The sequence below is a fragment of the Candidatus Endomicrobiellum agilis genome, from assembly GCF_020328115.1.
Lineage (GTDB): Bacteria > Elusimicrobiota > Endomicrobiia > Endomicrobiales > Endomicrobiaceae > Endomicrobiellum > Endomicrobiellum agilis.
In genome coordinates this window covers 123,737-141,972 of record NZ_JAIXMW010000002.1, presented here as the reverse complement: position 1 = coordinate 141,972, position 18,236 = coordinate 123,737, and the positions used below count along the sequence as shown (strand labels likewise).

Annotated in this window: 14 protein-coding genes; 7 read left to right on the top strand and 7 right to left on the bottom strand. The window is 31.9% G+C overall.

The features are described 5' to 3' along the window. Window positions 1–296 precede the first annotated feature (296 nt). The 4 genes from alaS to LE179_RS02010 all read right to left on the bottom strand — a co-directional run bounded on the left by alaS (window position 297) and on the right by LE179_RS02010 (window position 6,965). A complete protein-coding gene (alaS, locus tag LE179_RS02025; RefSeq protein ID WP_374128709.1) occupies window positions 297–2,924 on the bottom strand; it encodes an alanine--tRNA ligase in 2,628 nt (875 codons plus the stop codon). A gap of 372 nt (window positions 2,925–3,296) precedes the next feature. Continuing rightward, a complete protein-coding gene (locus LE179_RS02020; RefSeq protein ID WP_374128708.1) occupies window positions 3,297–3,422 on the bottom strand; it encodes a hypothetical protein in 126 nt (41 codons plus the stop codon). A gap of 740 nt (window positions 3,423–4,162) precedes the next feature. Then, window positions 4,163–6,001, bottom strand: coding sequence for an ATP-binding protein (locus tag LE179_RS02015; protein WP_374128707.1), 1,839 nt, complete (start codon window positions 5,999–6,001; stop codon window positions 4,163–4,165). Then, a complete protein-coding gene (locus tag LE179_RS02010) occupies window positions 5,991–6,965 on the bottom strand; it encodes an SIR2 family protein (protein WP_374128706.1) in 975 nt (324 codons plus the stop codon). Before LE179_RS02010 ends, LE179_RS02015 begins: the two co-directional genes overlap by 11 nt. A gap of 173 nt (window positions 6,966–7,138) precedes the next feature. On the opposite strand from LE179_RS02010, the gene LE179_RS02005 reads away from it, so the two are divergent. From LE179_RS02005 to LE179_RS01985, 5 genes are all read left to right on the top strand, one after another. Next, on the top strand, window positions 7,139–7,435 hold the full coding sequence (locus LE179_RS02005) for a hypothetical protein (RefSeq protein ID WP_374128705.1): 297 nt from the start codon (window positions 7,139–7,141) through the stop codon (window positions 7,433–7,435). Window positions 7,436–7,716: 281 nt separating this feature from the next. Then, the gene (locus tag LE179_RS02000; protein ID WP_374128704.1) at window positions 7,717–8,016 is read left to right on the top strand and encodes a hypothetical protein; all 300 of its coding nucleotides are present in this window, start codon (window positions 7,717–7,719) and stop codon (window positions 8,014–8,016) included. A gap of 242 nt (window positions 8,017–8,258) precedes the next feature. Further along, complete coding sequence (locus tag LE179_RS01995) at window positions 8,259–9,641, top strand: hypothetical protein (protein WP_374128703.1); 1,383 nt, start codon at window positions 8,259–8,261, stop codon at window positions 9,639–9,641. A 5-nt stretch (window positions 9,642–9,646) separates the two neighbouring features. After that, window positions 9,647–10,627, top strand: coding sequence for a DNA adenine methylase (locus LE179_RS01990; protein WP_374128702.1), 981 nt, complete (start codon window positions 9,647–9,649; stop codon window positions 10,625–10,627). Beyond that, window positions 10,593–11,651, top strand: coding sequence for a DNA adenine methylase (locus LE179_RS01985; RefSeq protein ID WP_374128701.1), 1,059 nt, complete (start codon window positions 10,593–10,595; stop codon window positions 11,649–11,651). Before LE179_RS01990 ends, LE179_RS01985 begins: the two co-directional genes overlap by 35 nt. A 33-nt stretch (window positions 11,652–11,684) precedes the next feature. Here the strand turns inward: LE179_RS01985 and LE179_RS01980 are convergent, their stop codons facing one another. From LE179_RS01980 to LE179_RS01970, 3 genes are all read right to left on the bottom strand, one after another. Beyond that, window positions 11,685–12,185, bottom strand: coding sequence for a TIR domain-containing protein (locus tag LE179_RS01980; RefSeq protein ID WP_374128700.1), 501 nt, complete (start codon window positions 12,183–12,185; stop codon window positions 11,685–11,687). Window positions 12,186–12,194: 9 nt separating this feature from the next. Next, a complete protein-coding gene (locus tag LE179_RS01975) occupies window positions 12,195–12,599 on the bottom strand; it encodes a hypothetical protein (RefSeq protein WP_374128699.1) in 405 nt (134 codons plus the stop codon). Window positions 12,600–12,902: 303 nt separating this feature from the next. After that, window positions 12,903–14,102: an ATP-binding protein gene (locus LE179_RS01970; protein ID WP_374128698.1), complete on the bottom strand. Its 1,200-nt coding sequence runs from the start codon at window positions 14,100–14,102 to the stop codon at window positions 12,903–12,905. Between the two features lie 670 nt (window positions 14,103–14,772). Here LE179_RS01970 and LE179_RS01965 point away from each other — a divergent pair. After that, the gene (locus LE179_RS01965; protein ID WP_374128697.1) at window positions 14,773–17,100 is read left to right on the top strand and encodes an AAA family ATPase; all 2,328 of its coding nucleotides are present in this window, start codon (window positions 14,773–14,775) and stop codon (window positions 17,098–17,100) included. Window positions 17,101–17,546: 446 nt separating this feature from the next. Beyond that, window positions 17,547–18,044 carry a hypothetical protein gene (locus LE179_RS01960; protein WP_374128696.1) on the top strand — a complete coding sequence of 166 codons (498 nt, stop codon included), beginning with the start codon at window positions 17,547–17,549 and terminating at the stop codon, window positions 18,042–18,044. Window positions 18,045–18,236: the final 192 nt, after the last annotated feature.

Sequence of the window (18,236 nt, the reverse complement as noted above, 5' to 3'; positions counted from 1 at the left end):
CAAAGTGCTTTATCGACGACTGTCTGGATTGGAGCGGATGGTTGACTGGAAAAAAAGAAAAGCAACAAATCAGAGAATTATCTTCGCCGTCTGTGAGCGGCGCATAAAAAGACAAGAGAAAATTTCTTTTATTAGGGATTCTGTAAAAATTAAAGCAGAAGGAATGGTCCTGCGTATTAGAAAAACGGGAGTATTTTAGAGAGAAATTTCTTTGATAAGAGAAAGTTGAGAACAACTCTTGACGAGCCGTTGATAGCTGAAGTATAAAAGCTTATGATATTTCAAAAAAAAGAACATCATAATAATTCCTGCGCGTTTTTTATGGCGTTGCTTAAATTTGACAAATCTTTTGATCCGCCTTGAGCAAAATCAGGTTTTCCTCCACCCGAACCGTTTATAGTCGCGGCGAAAGCTTTCGCTATTTTACCCGCATCTACCCCTTTTTTTACATAATCCAGCGTAGCAGACACTATAAAAAACGCTTTGCTTTCGTTTTTTGAAACTATTAACAATACGACAGATTTCAATTTCTCTTTTAATTGATCGGATATATTCCTCAGCGATTTTACATCCGTTTCGCCGACCATGGCGGATAAAAAATTTATTCCATTGACACATTTGATGTTTTTAGCATAAGAATCTATTTTATCTAATATCTGGCTGCTTCTTAACGAGCCGAGTTCGCTTTCAAGCTTTTTATAATCAATAACGAATTTCCGCGCTTTATTTATAAGGTCTTCTTTCGCAACGTTCAATATTTCTGCAGTCATAACAGTTGCAGCTTCTTCGTTTAAAATATAATTTTCAGCGGCGACGCCGGCAACTGCTTCTATACGCCTTATTCCTGCGGCAATAGACGATTCTGCCGTAATTTTAAAAATACCTATATCGCCTGTTCTTCCGACATGCGTCCCTCCGCACAGTTCCATTGAGTAATTGCCGTTTCCATCTTTGTTTTTTACAGAAACAGTCCTTACCTCTTCGCCGTACTTTTCGCCAAACAGCGCTATCGCTCCGGCGCTTCGCGCTTCCGCTGCCGCCATAGTTTTAATACGCACTTCTAAATTCGATCTTATAATACAATTAACTTTTTTTTCTAACCCGATTAAATCGTTTTTTTTAACTGCGGAAAAGTGCGTAAAATCAAAACGGAAATAATCTCTTGCCACCAAAGATCCCGCCTGAGCTATATGTTCGCCGAAAGTCTCGCGGAGCGCTTTATGAAGCAAGTGCGCGGTCGTGTGGTGTCTTGCAATCTGCATTCTGCGTTCAATGTCAATTACCGCCGATACCGTATCGCCAATTTTCACAAGACCTTTTAAAATTTTTACTTTATGCACAAACAAATTTCCCGCAGGTTTAAAAACGTCTTCAACGGCGCTTTCAAAAGAATCGTTTGCTATTTTTCCTTTATCGGCGTCTTGTCCGCCGGACTGCGCATAGAAAGAAGTCTGAGAAAGTATAATCCCGCCGCTTTCGCCGGCTCTCAATTCGCCTACTTCTTCGTCGGTTTTTATCAGAGCTAGAACTCTGCCCTCGCTTGCGTAATCGTCATATCCCGCAAACGCTGTGTCGCCTGTTTTTTTGCGCAGCGTTGAATAAAAAGTCATGTCTTTTTCACCCGATCCGCCCCATGCGGCGCGCGATTTCTCCCGCGCTGTTTTCTGTTCGGATTTAAATCCGTCTTCGTCAATCCCCAGCCCGTTTTCAGAGGCAATCTCCTTTGTTAAATCGTGCGGAAATCCGTAAGTGTCGTAAAGTTTAAAAACATCTTTGCCGCCGACGGCGTTTAGTCCTTTAGATTTATAAGAGCTTATAATGCCGGAAAGCATTTCAGAACCCGATTCGAGCGTTTCTAAAAACTTTTCTTCTTCAGTTTTGATAACGTATCGTATGCTGCTTAACTTTGAGGAAAGTTCCGGATACGCAGATTCCATAATTTTAAATACGGGCAAAACAATCTCGTTTATAAACGGTCTGCCGTATCCGTAAAATTTTCCCTGTCTTAAAGCTCTTCTTAAAATTCTTCTTAAAACGTATCCTCTTCCTTCGTTTGACGGCAGTATTCCGTCTGAAATTAAAAAGGTTGCCGCTCTTGAATGATCCGCAATCATTCTGAGCTTCGGCATATCTTTGCCTTCATTTTTTATCTTTAAAATCTCCGCGGCGCTTTCTATAATTGGCATAAACAAATCGGTGTCAAAAACATTCTTTTTGCCGTTTGTCGCCGCAATCAGTCTTTCGAGTCCCATACCTGTGTCAATGTTTTTTTGGGGAAGATTTCTAAGCGAGCCGTCGGACTGTCTGTCAAACTGCGTAAACACAAGATTCCATATCTCAAGATATCTGCCGCAGCTGCAGGACGGACTGCATGCAGAACTGCCGCAACCCGTTTCACGACCCAAATCTATTAAAATTTCTGAACACGGACCGCACGGACCCACATCGCCCATATTCCAAAAATTCGTTTCTTCGTCCATCTTTATAATTCTGTTTGACGGAGCGATTACCTTCCAGATTTCAGCTGCTTCGTCATCGTCTTTGTAAACGGTTATATACAGTTTATCCTTAGGCAGCGACATATTTTTTGTTAAAAATTCCCACGCCCACGCGGCGGCTTCTTTTTTAAAATAATCGCCGAAAGAAAAATTTCCGAGCATTTCAAAAAACGTAAGATGCCTTGCTGTCGTTCCCACTTGTTCGATGTCAGACGTTCTGAAACATTTCTGGCAGCTTGCCGCTTTTGTAAAAGAATCTTTGCTCTGTCCAAGAAAATGCTGTTTGAACTGCACCATTCCCGCAGAAGTAAAAAGCAGTGTTTTATCCCCGGCGGGAATAAGCGAATCCGACGGGACGACGACACATCCGTTATTCTTAAAAAATCTTAAAAATTCCGATCTGATTTCCGATGATAATTTATCCATAATGGAGTAATTTTACTAAAAGTTTTATCTTAACTCAAATGTTTGCAACCTACAGCAATTACTGCAGCGAGACGGAAATTTATTCCATCGCTTCCATGCATTTTGTTTCATAAACCAGATTGTATTGTAATACAGAAGAGCGAATAAAAAAGAGCGCGGATTTTATTAAATCTTAAATATTTTTTAACGATTTCTAATACCGAGAGAAAAGAACTTCCACAATACGGACTTTATATCTTATACTTTTTTATTTTATTGGCTGGCGCGTCTGTGCTAATGCTTTAACCTCATCTAACGTTATACTCTTTAATATTTGCTGTCTTGTTAATTCTGCCTTGTTTCTCGCTATGCGTAATTCTGCGTCAGATTTTTTTATTTACGATTTATTTCACTCTCCTTTGCTTCGTCGTTTTCTATTCTTTTCCAGCGGGCGGCATCGCCGCTGGCGCTCCCGAAAAACAGTCCTGATAATAAAAATGCTGTTGTTAATAATCTCATTGTTTTGCTTCTTTCGCGCAAGATTTGCGTCCTCTAGCCGCGCTTATTTTGGTTGTTGCGCAACATGTTATTACTTGTATTTTTTTTGCAGAATGCGCGTTTGACAGCGTAGCCCTTGCGTATTAAATCAATTATACAGCGGATATAATCTGCATACATCTCAGCCTCATCGGCGTCCCGACTGTAATGGTAAACGTACGCGACGGCTCTCGCGTTAAGTAGTAAGTCCCGTTGCGGCAGTTATCCCAAGCCTCATAAAAGCAAGGTCTCGCAGGCGCTTAATCTCGTCTTGCAATCCTGCTGTTAGCAACTTGTAAAAATCCCGACTGGTATTTACACTGTGTAAACAGCTGAAGTATTTATTAATTACTGCCTCGCCCGTTTTGCTATTGCAACGGCTGAAACGCCGTTGCAGCTCGCCGAATAAAATGCTCGGAATATTGTCATCGGCGAAACTCATTATCGCACCGATTAACGGACAAAATGGCAATTGCAGTTTAATTATAATCAGAAAGCGCTTACGAAAACGTCTGTATAACGCAGATTGAGCTGACAGCCGTTTAATTGCGCGAATAAATTAATTTTAAATATTTTCCAAACTTTCAATGCCGTCGGGAAAAATCAGCTGAATATACAATTAATTTGACGTTTTTTTTCAAGTGCAAAAGTATTGAAAAAGTAAAACGCTTGCCCTAAAAAAGAGAAATGCAAAATTAATTTAAGCTATAAAATCACCGATATTATTCTTGTTTCAAAGGATTGTTTTGTATAAGATCCCGATACTTTATCGTATTGCTCTGAGGCTTTTGTTTTTCATCTAATTCAACAATATTTATTTTTAATGGCAACTGCGCGGCGGTGCCGCTAAATATACAAGTTCCAACTTCTAAAGTTGGTATTGAGCCTAACGACAATCTATCTATATACGACACTGCGTTAGATATAGCCTCAATGTCCTCGTGATTTACAAGTTTATGAATAAAATAATTATGCGCTTGCGAAATTATTGTCTCGGAAATATCGCTTGGACGCTGGCTCGCTATAGTTAGAAAAACTCCAAATTTTCTGCCTTCTTTTATTATCTCTTCAAAAGTTTCTAACCTAAAATCCTTCCAATCTTCAGATTCCCTAAACGATTGATTAGATAATATGTTATGAGCTTCATCTATAATAATTGTTAACGTTCCCTTATTATTTTTTTTATGCTCGGAATATACTTTTTTTGCTAGCAAAAGAGGAATAGTCTTTTTCATATCTAAATTGGCGTCGCGCATATTAATAACGATAAAATTTTTTTTCCAAAAAGTATCTGCTTTTTCATCATTTATATTGAATATTTTTTCAATATCATTTTTTTTAGACTTTATTCTATTAATTAGAGGAGCGATATGCTCATTATTAGCTCTATTGCTAAGAACTTGTTGTATCAATTGTAAGTACATAAAACTTATTATTTTTTCAATAAAACTGTCGCTGAACTTGAAATCATTAACAGTCTTGTATATTTTAGTTTTTTCAATAAATTCGCTAGTGCCAGGAAGCGCGTGTTTTTCACCATCGCTGAAATGAAACTCTTTATTTTTACAATGCCAAATGATGTCAGATTTAGCACCTTCTATATTGTTTTCATCAAATAAAATTCCACTTGCGTAATCTAACAACAAATCAGCTTTAATGTCTCTCAAACGAAATATATCTCTTATTCGAGCTTTTAATATATTCTTAAAATAATCAATTGGGTTTTTTTCTTTAAAAACACGATTATAAAACCTAACTACTCCGGAAATAAATGGTTTTTGAGTTTTTTCTGTCGCATTGGATAAAATAGAAAACATTTCTACATCAAGCATATCTGTGGTTTTTAACGGAATTTTATCGACGTCTTCCTCCTTATGCGTCGATAAATTGTACGAATGTTTGTTTTCAGTTATACAATCTTTTCCTATATATTCGCCATTAAAGTCAAATATAATAAACTTTGAACTCTCTTTAAAAGATTTCTCATTTTCTCTAACTAATGAACTTATTAAGCTTTGATATAAAGAAGCTACAGTGTTTGACTTTCCGCTCCCAGTATTGCCAAAAACGGCTATATGGCTGTTGAACAAGTTATCAACAGGTAATTTTATTGGAGCATCATCAATATGCGATTTAGCTATATTAATAGACAATTCGTTACCACCTATGAAATTATAAACAATTTCTTTCTTTTCCTTTGACAGTATAAACGCTTCATTGCCAATTAGAGGAGCTTCTTTTGTACCTCCCTTAAAGCGATTTTTCACAATATAACCGACTATAGAAACTTCTAATATTCTCTCAACTTTTTTCCCTTCAAAATGCTTTTTTTCCTCATCTGAAAAAATTTTTTCAGAATCGACAATTCCAATGAGACTTACAAAACCTTTTTGAATTTCTATATGATTGCCAACCGCTACATTTTTTATAACATCGCCGTTAAACAATAAATCAGGTGAATTTTTATTTTTATCGACGACGATAAAAACCTTTTTGCCGTTAATTTCTACGACATTCCCTATTTTTAATACAGCTTTTTCTATTAATTCTTTATATTCCATTTATTGTTTCCGTTAAAAGTTTGTTGAATCCCTTGAAGCTTAATTCCTCTCCGGTACGATGTATTAACGACACGTTGTCAAAATTCTTAAATTTACTTTTAAAACTTTCAAATGCTTTTTCATCATAGCAAAAGATAACTAAATTGAGAGTACTGTTCTTTAGCCCCCTGCGCGTAATATCTAAAAGATGTTTATCTTCAAAAGAAAACCCTAACGAGATTAGAAGCGTGTTTTCTTTTTCTATCTCGTTTGCGTACATTCTAATTAAATCGTAAATAATATGTTTTATGACAGTTTGCTCAAATTTATCATTGCTTGGCATGATACTCACAAAATCAGTATCGTATTTATATCTATATCCATCGGAAAATATTATAACATCGTCATCATCTATTTTTTTTAACTTCCAAGACACTGAGCCATGCAATTTAAAAAGATTGATTTTTGGAATCTCAAACTCATAATTATATAACTGCCCGTTATTGTAAGTGGTATTAAAAAATGTATTTGTTGAAAACTTAAACAAGTTTTTTAAATTAACATTTCTTTCAAATCCATCATTTAATATAGCGTTTATATCATTAGCGGCTTGTTCAATAAACAAATCGTAATTTGTGGTAAAAATATTAGCTTTTTTATGAATATTTATATTAGGTCTTTTATGTAAAATTCTTGAAAGCATGTCCAAAAATTTCCGGTATTCTTCAACAGTTTCAAGCTTATTATTTAAATCCTTATGAGCATTTAAGATTTTTTCTTTAAATTTATTCGACTGGTTTTCAGCTTCTTCCTTTCTACCAGCTTCCTTCAATTTATTAATTTCTTGTTCAATATCGCCTAATAATTCAATACCGGGAGTAGAACACCCAGAACCTACTAAAAAATTTAAATTACACGATTGAAGCATTCTTATCAATTTATCTTTTATTTCTTTAGAATATTTTGTAATATCAATGATATCCATAAATTCCCTCTCGTTTCATTATTTATTTTATATTTTATCATTTTTCATCAGGACTCATATCACTACATAAACTGACAATTCCAGTTTAATTAGTTATAATTACAACAAAAGTTTATAATAAAGAAAACAACATATTTTATTAGTAAATAACTACGGCAAAAAGCGGAAGTTTTATGAAGAATTTCTCTAAAGAATCATTGAATATTACCAAAGAAAAATTAAACGAGTTTAAACAATTGTTCCCTGAAGTTTTCGGCGAAGGCAAAGTTGATTTTGAACGCCTCAAGTTAATTCTCGGCAAAAATGTATCAATTTCCGACGAAAGATATGTTTTGAACTGGGAAAACAAAAGCGAAGTGTTTACTGCCGTACAAACTCCTACGACAAAGGCTCTGTGCTTTGTCTCGGAAGAATCTGTTAAACCTGATTCTACAGAAAATCTATTTATAGAAAATATAACAAAAATATAAAAGGCATTCTATAGTATCCTGTCGGATTTAGAATAATTAAATGAAAGGCTTATAGAAATTTCCATAGAAGAATCCGAAAAGTTTTTTCAAGATTAATGGGTGATTTATTTAAAAAGATAGAGGAAAGGCGTGAAATAACATCTATAAATCTACAAAAAATACATTTAGTTTTAAACATAAAAATTTTGCGGAATTTTTATATGCAAAATTAATGAGATTTCAAGGCAATAATATTACAGATAATACACGTGTGTTTCAGCTTTATTGGATTAGAATATTTTATGGCTGGTTATGTCAGTTCTGTGACAGTTATTACTTATGGTATTACATCAGTAATGTTAGATGTTGCAAATATGTATTTAGGGTTTTGCAGTGGTAAAATAAAATTTATCATTTCTGTCATTTCACCACTCATCAGAATGAACATTTTGGCATTTTCAAGATACTTTGTAAGAAAAGCCTACCCATGTGAATTTTTGAAAGAACCTCTTATAAATTCATTTTTGACTATAACTTCAATGCCTGATATACCCGAATATCAAAGTGTGTACATTATTTTTTATAAGTGTAGTTTTAATTGACTTAGAATATAAAGGATTTGATATTATCTTAAATGAATTTAATAAAAAAATATCTGCTGATATGCAATGGGCTATGCTTTGCAAATACAAAACTTTGAAAGAACGAAAAAATATTTAAAAACTCAAGAACATATTATAAGAAAGATTGCGAGGAAGTATAAATTTACCGATAATCAAAAGAAAATGTTATTTTTACGTCCAGTATTAGAATCGAAATCAAAGTGATAAGCATAGGAATTATTATGAATCTTTGGATATTAACAGAAGAGCGGCCAAAAACAAAAGTTTTAAAGCAGATTTTGAGTAAATTTGCAGTTGATAAAGGTTTTTGTGCTTTTATTGATACCTTGAGAATTTTACCAATGCTAGAAAACAGTAAATTTTCTTTTAGTTATGAACTTATAGGGTTTAGATGTAATAAAGTCAATAAAATTTTTATAAAAACAGTAAGCGGACATTCAAGTTTTGTTGATTTTTTGGTTTTCTTTCAAGATAAAGAACCTACAATAAAAGATAAGCCGATTTATGCTATTGAAGAAACTAAAACCGACGATAGCGAAAGTAGAAATACAGGAATTTACCAGCGTTGTTCTAAATTTGTATTTTTATATTATTATTATCCTAATGTAAAAATGATAATGCTTTATAATCTACAAATTGAACAAAAAGAAAGACCCACTAAAACAAATATTTTTGGCACTAAAATGCTTTTAATGTTTGGCGTCGAAATTTTAGGGAAACAATTAGATTCAGATATATTTTCACCATTTTGTTCAATAAAAGAATTGATAGATTTTAAGAAACAGATGCACAATGCTCCAAAAGGCAACATTCCCATTATATTAAAACAAAGAGTAGACATCATAGAAATATCAGGAAAACTTATAAAAGGCGGTGGTTTATCACACGACCCTAATATTGGAGCATTAAGTGTAATTTGCGCAGTTCTTAGAAAACTAGGTTGGAAAAAAGATTTAGTGATTACTAAGCATGGCTTAGAGCAAAAACATTTAAAAGGCAGTAATAAGTTTATTTCGATTGCAAATAAATTGAACATAAAACTAAAAGGATTAAATTTACCGAAAGCTGAACTTTATCAAGATTATTGGCATTATGATAAAAATGGCGAAAAATTAGGAACTATTTTTATTCATATAGTAGTTGAAAGCTTTACAAAAGGTTATTCTATTTTTGAAAACCACGCCGGAAGCGAAAAAGGTTATTTTATAACTGCAAAAGGCGAACATATACCTCTTGCTAAATATTCTGACAGAGTAAAATATAAGGCAGGAAATAAAGATAAAATCGTTCGTATTCCAGATTTAATACTTATTGATTTTGGACGAAGTGAAATCATAAATATTGAAGGTAAAAAATATCAGTTTCGAAAAAATGGTATAGAAAAATTAAAGAGCTATGATTTTATTGAAAAGAATTATATTAAAAAATATTATCCTGAATTTACAATAATAAGAACTGTCGTTTTATATGGTAGTAAAGAAAAAGAAATCATTGAAATCGAAATAGGTTTTTTGTTGAACGAATATGGGGATTTGATTTTAGGAATAAAAGCTCCTGCTATTTTTAAAGAAGCAATTAAAAATTTATTAGATTTTTGGAGTTAATTTGTATGGCAAAAAATGTTACAAATAATTGTTTTATTAAATCTCCTTTTAATTACATCGGTGGAAAGTATAAAATTCTTCATCAGATCATGCCTCTTTTTCCTAAAGATATAAATTGTTTCATAGACTTATTTGTTGGCGGAGGAAATGTAGGATTAAATGTTTCAGCAAAGAAAATAATATTGAACGACAATCTTATTCATTTAATAGAATTGTATAAAAAATTACAGAAAACTCCATTAAAGAAAGTGCTAAAGCATATACACAATAGAATTGATGAATATTCTCTATCGCTAACAAATAAAGACGGTTATGTAAAATTACGTAAATTCTACAATGAGACAAAAGATCCATTAGACTTGTTTTTACTTATTTCATATTCATTCAACCATCAAATAAGATTTAATGGTAGTCATGAGTTCAATAACTCGTTTGGAAGAGAAAGGAGTTTCTTTAACCCCTCTATTGAATTTAATTTGAAAGCTTTTATTAGAAAATTACAACAGTCAAATATTGAGTTGTCTTCAAAAAATTTTGACAACTTAGATTTGTCTTTTCTTGGTGTTAATGATTTCGTTTATTGTGACCCACCATATTTGATTACAACAGGTACTTATAACGATGGAAGGCGAGGTTTTACGGGTTGGAGTGAAAAAGAAGAAGAACTATTGTTAAGCAAACTAGATAAACTTAATGATAAAGGCATAAAGTTCGCTTTATCTAATGTGATACAACATAAAAACAAAACTAATACATTATTGAAAAAATGGGTCGTTGGTAATTCGAGTTATTTTATAAATTCTATCAAAATGAATTATTCAAATTCTAACTATCAAATAAAGAATAGGAATAAACTTACTACTATCGAAGTTTTAGTTACAAACTATGTCCCACAAATAACAAATATATTCCATCAGCAACTGTCTTTAATCCCTCTTAAAAGAGAATACAATGAGATTTATTGGCAACAAAAAACACTTGCTTAATAGTATATATTATACATTAAAGCGGAGAAATATCAGAGGAAATTCCTTTTTTGATTTTTTTTCAGGAACGACAAATGTTGCGCGTTTTTTTAAGAAAAAAAATTATAAAATTTTCTCATCTGATCTTTTATATTTTTCCTACTGTATGCAATATGCTTATATTAAGAACAATAAAAATCCTCAATTTAAAAAATTACTGGCACATATAAATATAGAACAAGCAAAACTGTTTTATTCCGCATCGGATATAGTCGTGGAATTTCTCAATCATATTGAACCTATAGAAGGCTTTATTTATAACAATTATTCAGTAGGTGGAACTTCACACCTAAAAAAACCTAGAATGTACTTTTCTGACGATAATGCAAAAAAAATAGATGCTATCAGAACGCAAATTGAAGAATGGAAATCTCAATGTTTATTATCTAACGAAGAATATTTTATTTTATTAACTTGTCTCATAGAAAGTGTATCCTTTTATTCAAATATTTCAGGCGTATATGCTGCTTTTCAAAAGAAATGGGATAAAAGAGCATTAAAGCCATTTAAATTACAAACAATAGAATTAGTTTTTAATAAAGAGAAAAATGAAGTATTTAATATGGACAGCATACAATTAGTTCATAAAATAGATGCTGATATTTTATACTTAGACCCACCATATAACGAGCGACAATACGCTCCAAATTATCATATATTAGAAACAATCGCAAGGTACGATAATCCTATGATTAAAGGAATAACAGGAATGAGAGATTACAGTAATCAAAAATCCTCATTCTGCAATAAAAACAATGCATTACAAACATTAAATAATATTGCTAAAAATGCAAAATATAAACATATAATTTTGAGTTACAATTCTGAAGGAATTATGTCATCGAAAAACATAATGGATACTTTACAAAGTTATGGAACAGTTGAATTAGTTGAATTCAAATATCTTAGATTCAAAAGTAGCAGTAATGGCGAAAATAAAACAAAAAAACATATACAGGAACAGTTATATATCTTAAGGAAATAATCATAAAAATATACAGGCTTTCTTATAATGTTGTTAGATAACAGCATGCGATATATCAGTCTTTTTTTTGATAGCGTCCTCGACCAATCTCTTTAAATTTTTTGCTATATCGTTGTAAGCATCAGCAGGGTAAGGTTCAAAACACTCTACAATAGAAGATAATCTAGTACCATTTAAGATAAAATCAAATGGATTATTCCCCTTTTGTGAAAAGCCCGAACGAGGACATTTAATGTTGTGAATATATATTCCAACAACTCCTTTTCCATCACTCCAAGCCTTTCTAATCTCATATTGAACCCATTTCCTATTTGCTGTTTCTTCTCCAACTAACACAACAATGCAAGAACAATTTTTCATACTGTCATCTATCCATCTTTTTATTGCGTGATCTCCACCTGCTTTTATCTGCTCCCATTCATTATCAGATACGGGAGTATTTTTTTCCAATGCACCTATATTTCTGATTTCAGCTGTACGCATTGCATCTTTTTCATAATGGAAACTGTAAAACACTCTTCTTTTTGTACTCATAAAACCTCTCTATATAATTTTTAAATATGCGCATACGGCTATGGTAACTGTAAGAAATATTAACGGTATATAGAATATACGCATTGTTTTTGAAAATAGAATCTCTTTATAATTTACATCATATGGACTAATATCCATGCTATAAACTTTTACTTTATATGATACTGCATCGTTATATAACATTCTGAATTGTCGTTCCTGCTTAAGATATTTAGCATCAAGCAACCATAAAAAGAATGTTGTCATAGATGATATTAAAATCAATTGAGGACAAGAAATTTCTTTTACTGCATAAACACCAAAAATTGCGGTAATTATCGCGATAGTTAATTCTTTTATTTGAAAAGAATTAGTATTATGTCTTGTTATTATATTTTGAACAAATTGTAGATATTGCATTTTTTGTTCTTGCATTTTTTTTATTCCTTCTCTATTTTTGCTTTTTCGGAATTGCTTACAGAAGAACAATAATAATTTAAAGTATCTTCGGTTATACCCATCTTATCCCCCTCCTATTAATTAATAAATTTTCCTACATGGTTGTTTCTTTATTGTGTGATTACACGAGTTTTATATAAAAATCAATCAGCGAAAATTCCTTAAGAATTTCCCACATATTTATACTTCAGAAATAACCGTCATTTCTGTTGTTTTTAATATTTTAAAAACTTTATCTGAAACTATATAAAAGACTGATAACACTGTTAAGTTATATTTCTATGCTATACCCACCAACCAATCCAGCGCATTGACGCGTTGAATACCGTTATATGAAGATGCCGGTAAATAATCCATAGTTATGAGATATTTGGGATTGTGGTCGTTGATTGCATTTAACGGAGTAAGTTCTCGTTTCAGCGCGCTTTGTTCTATTATGCTTTGAGCAGCTTGATAATATTCAACTTTACCATTTTTAAGCGCAACAAAATCAATTTCATTAGTTCCTGCTTTGCCTATGTAAACTCTGCACCCTCTGCGAACAAGCTCAAGATAAATTACATTTTCCAAAATATGTCCTATATCGGCATTTGCGTTACCTAACAGAAAGTAGCGAAAACCAATGTCAACTAAATAATATTTTTCGTTTGTTTTTAAGTATTGTTTTCCTTTTATATCATAACGCCCTACTCTGTATAAAATATAACTGTCCAATAATGCGTCTAAATAATTTTCAACAGTAGCCGGATGCATTTTTCTGCCGTCGGATGACATTGTATCGCTGATTTTTTTGATTGAAGATAAATTTCCTATATTGTTAAACATAAACCGTATTACGCTTTCAAGCCTCGAAACGCTGGAAATATTTTTGCGTTCTATAACATCCTTTAAAACTATAGTATTATAAATCCCTCTTAAATAATCGTTGATTTGCTCTTTATTGCCTTGAAATTCAACAGCATATGGAAACGAGCTATTTTCCAAATAATCTCTAAACTTTTGCGGTAAGTTTGAATTATCCTTAAATGCCGAAATATATTCTTTAAATGATAACGGAAGCATTGGGATTTCAACATAGCGGCCTGAAAGAAGCGTAGCTATTTGACCTGAAAACATATATGCATTTGAGCCTGTAACGTATAAATCAACATTTTTTTTAATATACAAACTGTCGACAACTTTCTGAAAATTACCAACATTTTGAATTTCATCTAAAAAGATATAATTAGTTTTATCAATAAGCAGACCATCTTCTATATGTTTATGGAGTACGCTGTAATCTGTAAACTTCTCATTATTTACATCTTCAAGATTAATACTTTGAATTTGAGCTTTATCAACTCCGCTGTGCAATAAATAATCTTGAAAAAGTTTCAATAAGGTTGATTTTCCGCATCTTCTTATGCCCGTTATAATTTTAATGAGTTGTTTATCTTTAAATCCAATCAATTTCCTAAGATATTCTGGTCTTTCAATCACAATTGACCTCTTATATTTTTATAATATGGTATATAAAAATTTACGAAAAGACAATAGTTTTATAATATGTAACGTAAAAACTTATAAAAATTAAATAGTTTCATAATATATAGTGTAAAAACTTTTACATATTTTATAAAAAAATTTGAATTGCCAATTTTTTCACTTAATTATTATAAATCCTGCAATTTCTGTGACTTTATAATTCAAAAGCAAAAAAATAGTGATTATACACATCTTATATTGAAAGTTAACAACTTTAATCTAAATTTATAAGAATTGTTTTAATTCTTTTATATGTTTAGGAATTAATGAAGTTGTTTTGCAGTATTTACAAATAAAATTAAATAGTATAAAGTTACTTAAATGACTTAGAGTAAAATAAGTAGAACAAAATATGTCGGAACGAGAATTTATTCTGTTAAATGCAGCCAGCAGCCATAATCCCGAATATCTCGTAATTATGGATTAAACGATATCTCCGATACATCAATGTATTAGATTATAGTTAGCGGGCATAGGTTTAGAGATATAATTTAATAGTATTATCGGTCTTTTATATAGTTTTAAATAAGATTTTTAACAAACATTAAAAGTAACAGCAATAATAATTATTTCTGAAATATAAAAAATTCTTAAAAGATTCTTGTTTTTGCAGGTTAATCTCTATATGAAATTTGATATGAAAAAAGATAAAAAAATTACATTGTCTATAAAATGCCAAAACATTGCGCCCATAAATAATTTGTCAAAAGATATTCAATCGGATTCATTAAAAATAGGTATTTTTGCTGACAACGGAAGCGGCAAGACATTTATTAGCAGACTTTTTAGGCTTACGGAAAATCGAGAAAATCCATCAGAGCAAGATGAAACATTTCCAACTGATGAACTGTTAAGCTTTGGTCAAGACAATGGAAAATTTGAAATTTCCGTAAAAGGGAAAGATGGAGAAATAAAAGATGATTTTCAAATCACAATTAATAGAGGTAAATTCCCGTCAATTCCGAAAACAAAGTATCTATACCATACGTTTAATCAAGATTATGTAAAAGACAACATCAAAAATTATGAAAAAGACAGTGAAATCGAGGGTTTTATATTAGGGAAAATAAACATTGATTTAAATGAAGAAGAGAAAGAACTAGAAAAGATAGAGAAAGAAAAAAGAGAATCGATTGACCAGATAAAAGAAGGAATCGACAAACATGTGAAGGAAAAAACCTCGAGTATTGAAGGTATTGCTCGCTTTAACAAATATAAAGACTTGAACTATCAGAAGGTTTCTGAAGGAATAGACAAAGAGAAATTACCAGTTTCTAAAACCACTGAAGAATTGATTGCAGATTATAATAAAGTCAAATCGGCTCCGGAAAATCTAAGCGATATTCAGCCTATTGAAAGAGTAAATTTTGATTCTGATTTATTGAAAAAAATTAGAGATAGCATAGAAGAAAAATATTCGTTAAGTTCTTTCGCGGAAGAATTCAAACAGAAAGTTAAAAATGAACAACCCTTTATAGAGAGAGGCGTGAAATTACAGAAAGAAAATGCTAAAATCTGTCCTTTTTGTAAGCAGGAATTAAAAAATGACGCCCTCCGGCTTATAGAGGAATACACAAAATACTTAGAAGATACAGAATCTGAAAAAATAAAGCTTTTTAAAGGCTATGCTGAAAAGTTAGATAAGTATATAGATGATCTACATGGATTAGAAAATAATAATACTGATCGAATTAACTCATTTAATGAATATAAAGCAAAATACATACCGTCGAGGGGAGGTGTCGAACTCCAAAAAATACAGAGTGAACAGCTGATTAAAAATATCCAAGCTGTAATTGAGAAAATAAAAGAAAAAGTTAAAGATATTAGTAAATCTATCGTTGTTGAAGAAGAATTAATATCAAAGATTAAAGAATATCAGGACCTAATAGATGAAACTGTAGCTGAGAGTAACAGAGAAATTGAAGATATGAATTCAAGAAAGAATAAGATTAGCGAAGAAATGAAATATACAAAAGAAAAAATTTGTGAAAGTATTCATAACGATCTTGTAGATAAGTATAGGGATAAGATTAAAGATATAAATAGTAAAGACGAATCGATAAATAAATTAAAAGAAGAAATCAAAAAAAAGAGAGAACAGGAAAAAATAAGCAAAAAATCAGAAGTTGCATCAACTATAACAAAAGTCTTAAATTACTTCTTTTATGGTAAATATACCTTTGATAAAGAAACTTTTAGATTAAAGTTTCATGAAAAAGCATTAGAAACAGGACAAGCAAAAAATGTGTTGAGCGAAGGAGAAAAAAATATTATCGCATTTGCGTATTATATGGGAGATTCTCATCTTAAGATTGAAAATGAAAGCGATTATGAAAGATTGTTCTTTATTATTGATGACCCGATTTCCAGCATGGATTTTTCACATGTTTACACACTTTGCAAAGTAGTGAAAGATATTAAGAAGATTATTATTAAACTAAGTAAAGAACTAAGTAAAGAAAGATTTATTATTTTCACGCATAACAATGATTTTATGAGAATCATTACTTCAAGTGAGATTATCAATAAAACGCTGCTTCTAAAGAATTCCGAAATCAAAGGTTTTAATACAAAATTTACAGTGCCGTATATCAGCCATTTATTAGATATTTACAATATTGCAAAAAATCATGGAAGTCCAAATCATACAACTGCAAACTCTATCCGGCATATTATTGAAACATTAACATATTTTCAAAATATACTGACTTCAACTAATAGTATTCGCAGCTATATAGAAACCAATTTCCCCAACGATAAAAATTTGTATCTAGCAATACAGGATTTATCTCACGGGGCTTGGAGAAGCGAACAGGCGCCAATTCATCCTGACCGCTATGTTAATATCTGCAAAGCAATAATAGACCATATTGAAAAAAAATATAAAGGACAAATAGACTATTGTAAAACAGTCTGTGATAATCAGATTCTTGGTGAAAATTATAATTAAACTTTTCTGTAAGACAGATTATATGCAGGGAGAATGTGCAAAAAGACTAAAAATTTACTACTACTTGGAAGACTCAAGTTAGCAAATAACTACGGCAAAAACGGAAGTTTTATGCAGAATTTCCCTAAAGAATCATTGAATATTACCAAAGAAAAATTAAACAAGTTTAAACAATTATGATATGATAATGAATATAAAGCGGGAATAGCGATAAGCGGTAAACTGATAAAAGAGCAATGTTATTAATGTTGTTGTTATTTGTCGGTTGTAATAGCCCTGAGTTAGAAGCATGCTCCCGCCGGGCGAAAGAAAATTGAAAAAGGAGAGAACACCATTTAGACGAATACAAATTGTATAAAGCAGCTCTAAGCAATGAAGCCAAAAGAGGCAGAAACAAATTTAGCGGATATAAGCCTAAAAGGAAGCAAATAAACGGGAGGAACAAAGTGAAAAAGAAAATTAGTTTAGTACTTTTGACAGTGCTGATGATATGCAGTTGCGGGAAGAAGCAAGATCCGGCTAACTCGGTATCTCCGACGAAGTATGTTGATTCGCACGATATAACAAACAACAACTTGAACACGAACATGCTGAACCTCACAGAAGAACAAATGGAAACGGTATTACCCTATGTAAAATTGGTGGCTTACTCAAGTGTTTTGGTTGGTCTAGCGGCAATAGCCTATATGATTCCTCCGGCTTATAATTATATTTTCAGTCCGGCAGCAAAGTTAATAATGAGAGGTTTGTGCAAAATTCCAAAGGTTGGAAATAATAGCTTCATTCAAGAGCAAGCTAAGAAGTCAATCTTTCCAGAGTCGCCAAAATTTCCAACAGAAATAACGGTAGGTAATAGTTTTGAAAAACCTTTATTTACTGTGCCTTGCAATACAGGAGGCGACGGCAGTCTTACAAAGAATACAGCAGTGGTACCATCTGCATAGTAAGAGAATATTCAGAGTATTTCTTTGCTGTCTATTGATATGAGGTTACGGAAAAGACAAAGACCTGGTAAAACTGTGCAAAGCTATCGCAGAAGTTATATAGGAAGTTGAAGAGTTGCCTGTTGTGCCTATTGAAGAAATTGAAATGTTGTAGCTCCTGAAAAACCGCAGGAAATTGCGGGGGGGGGGGGG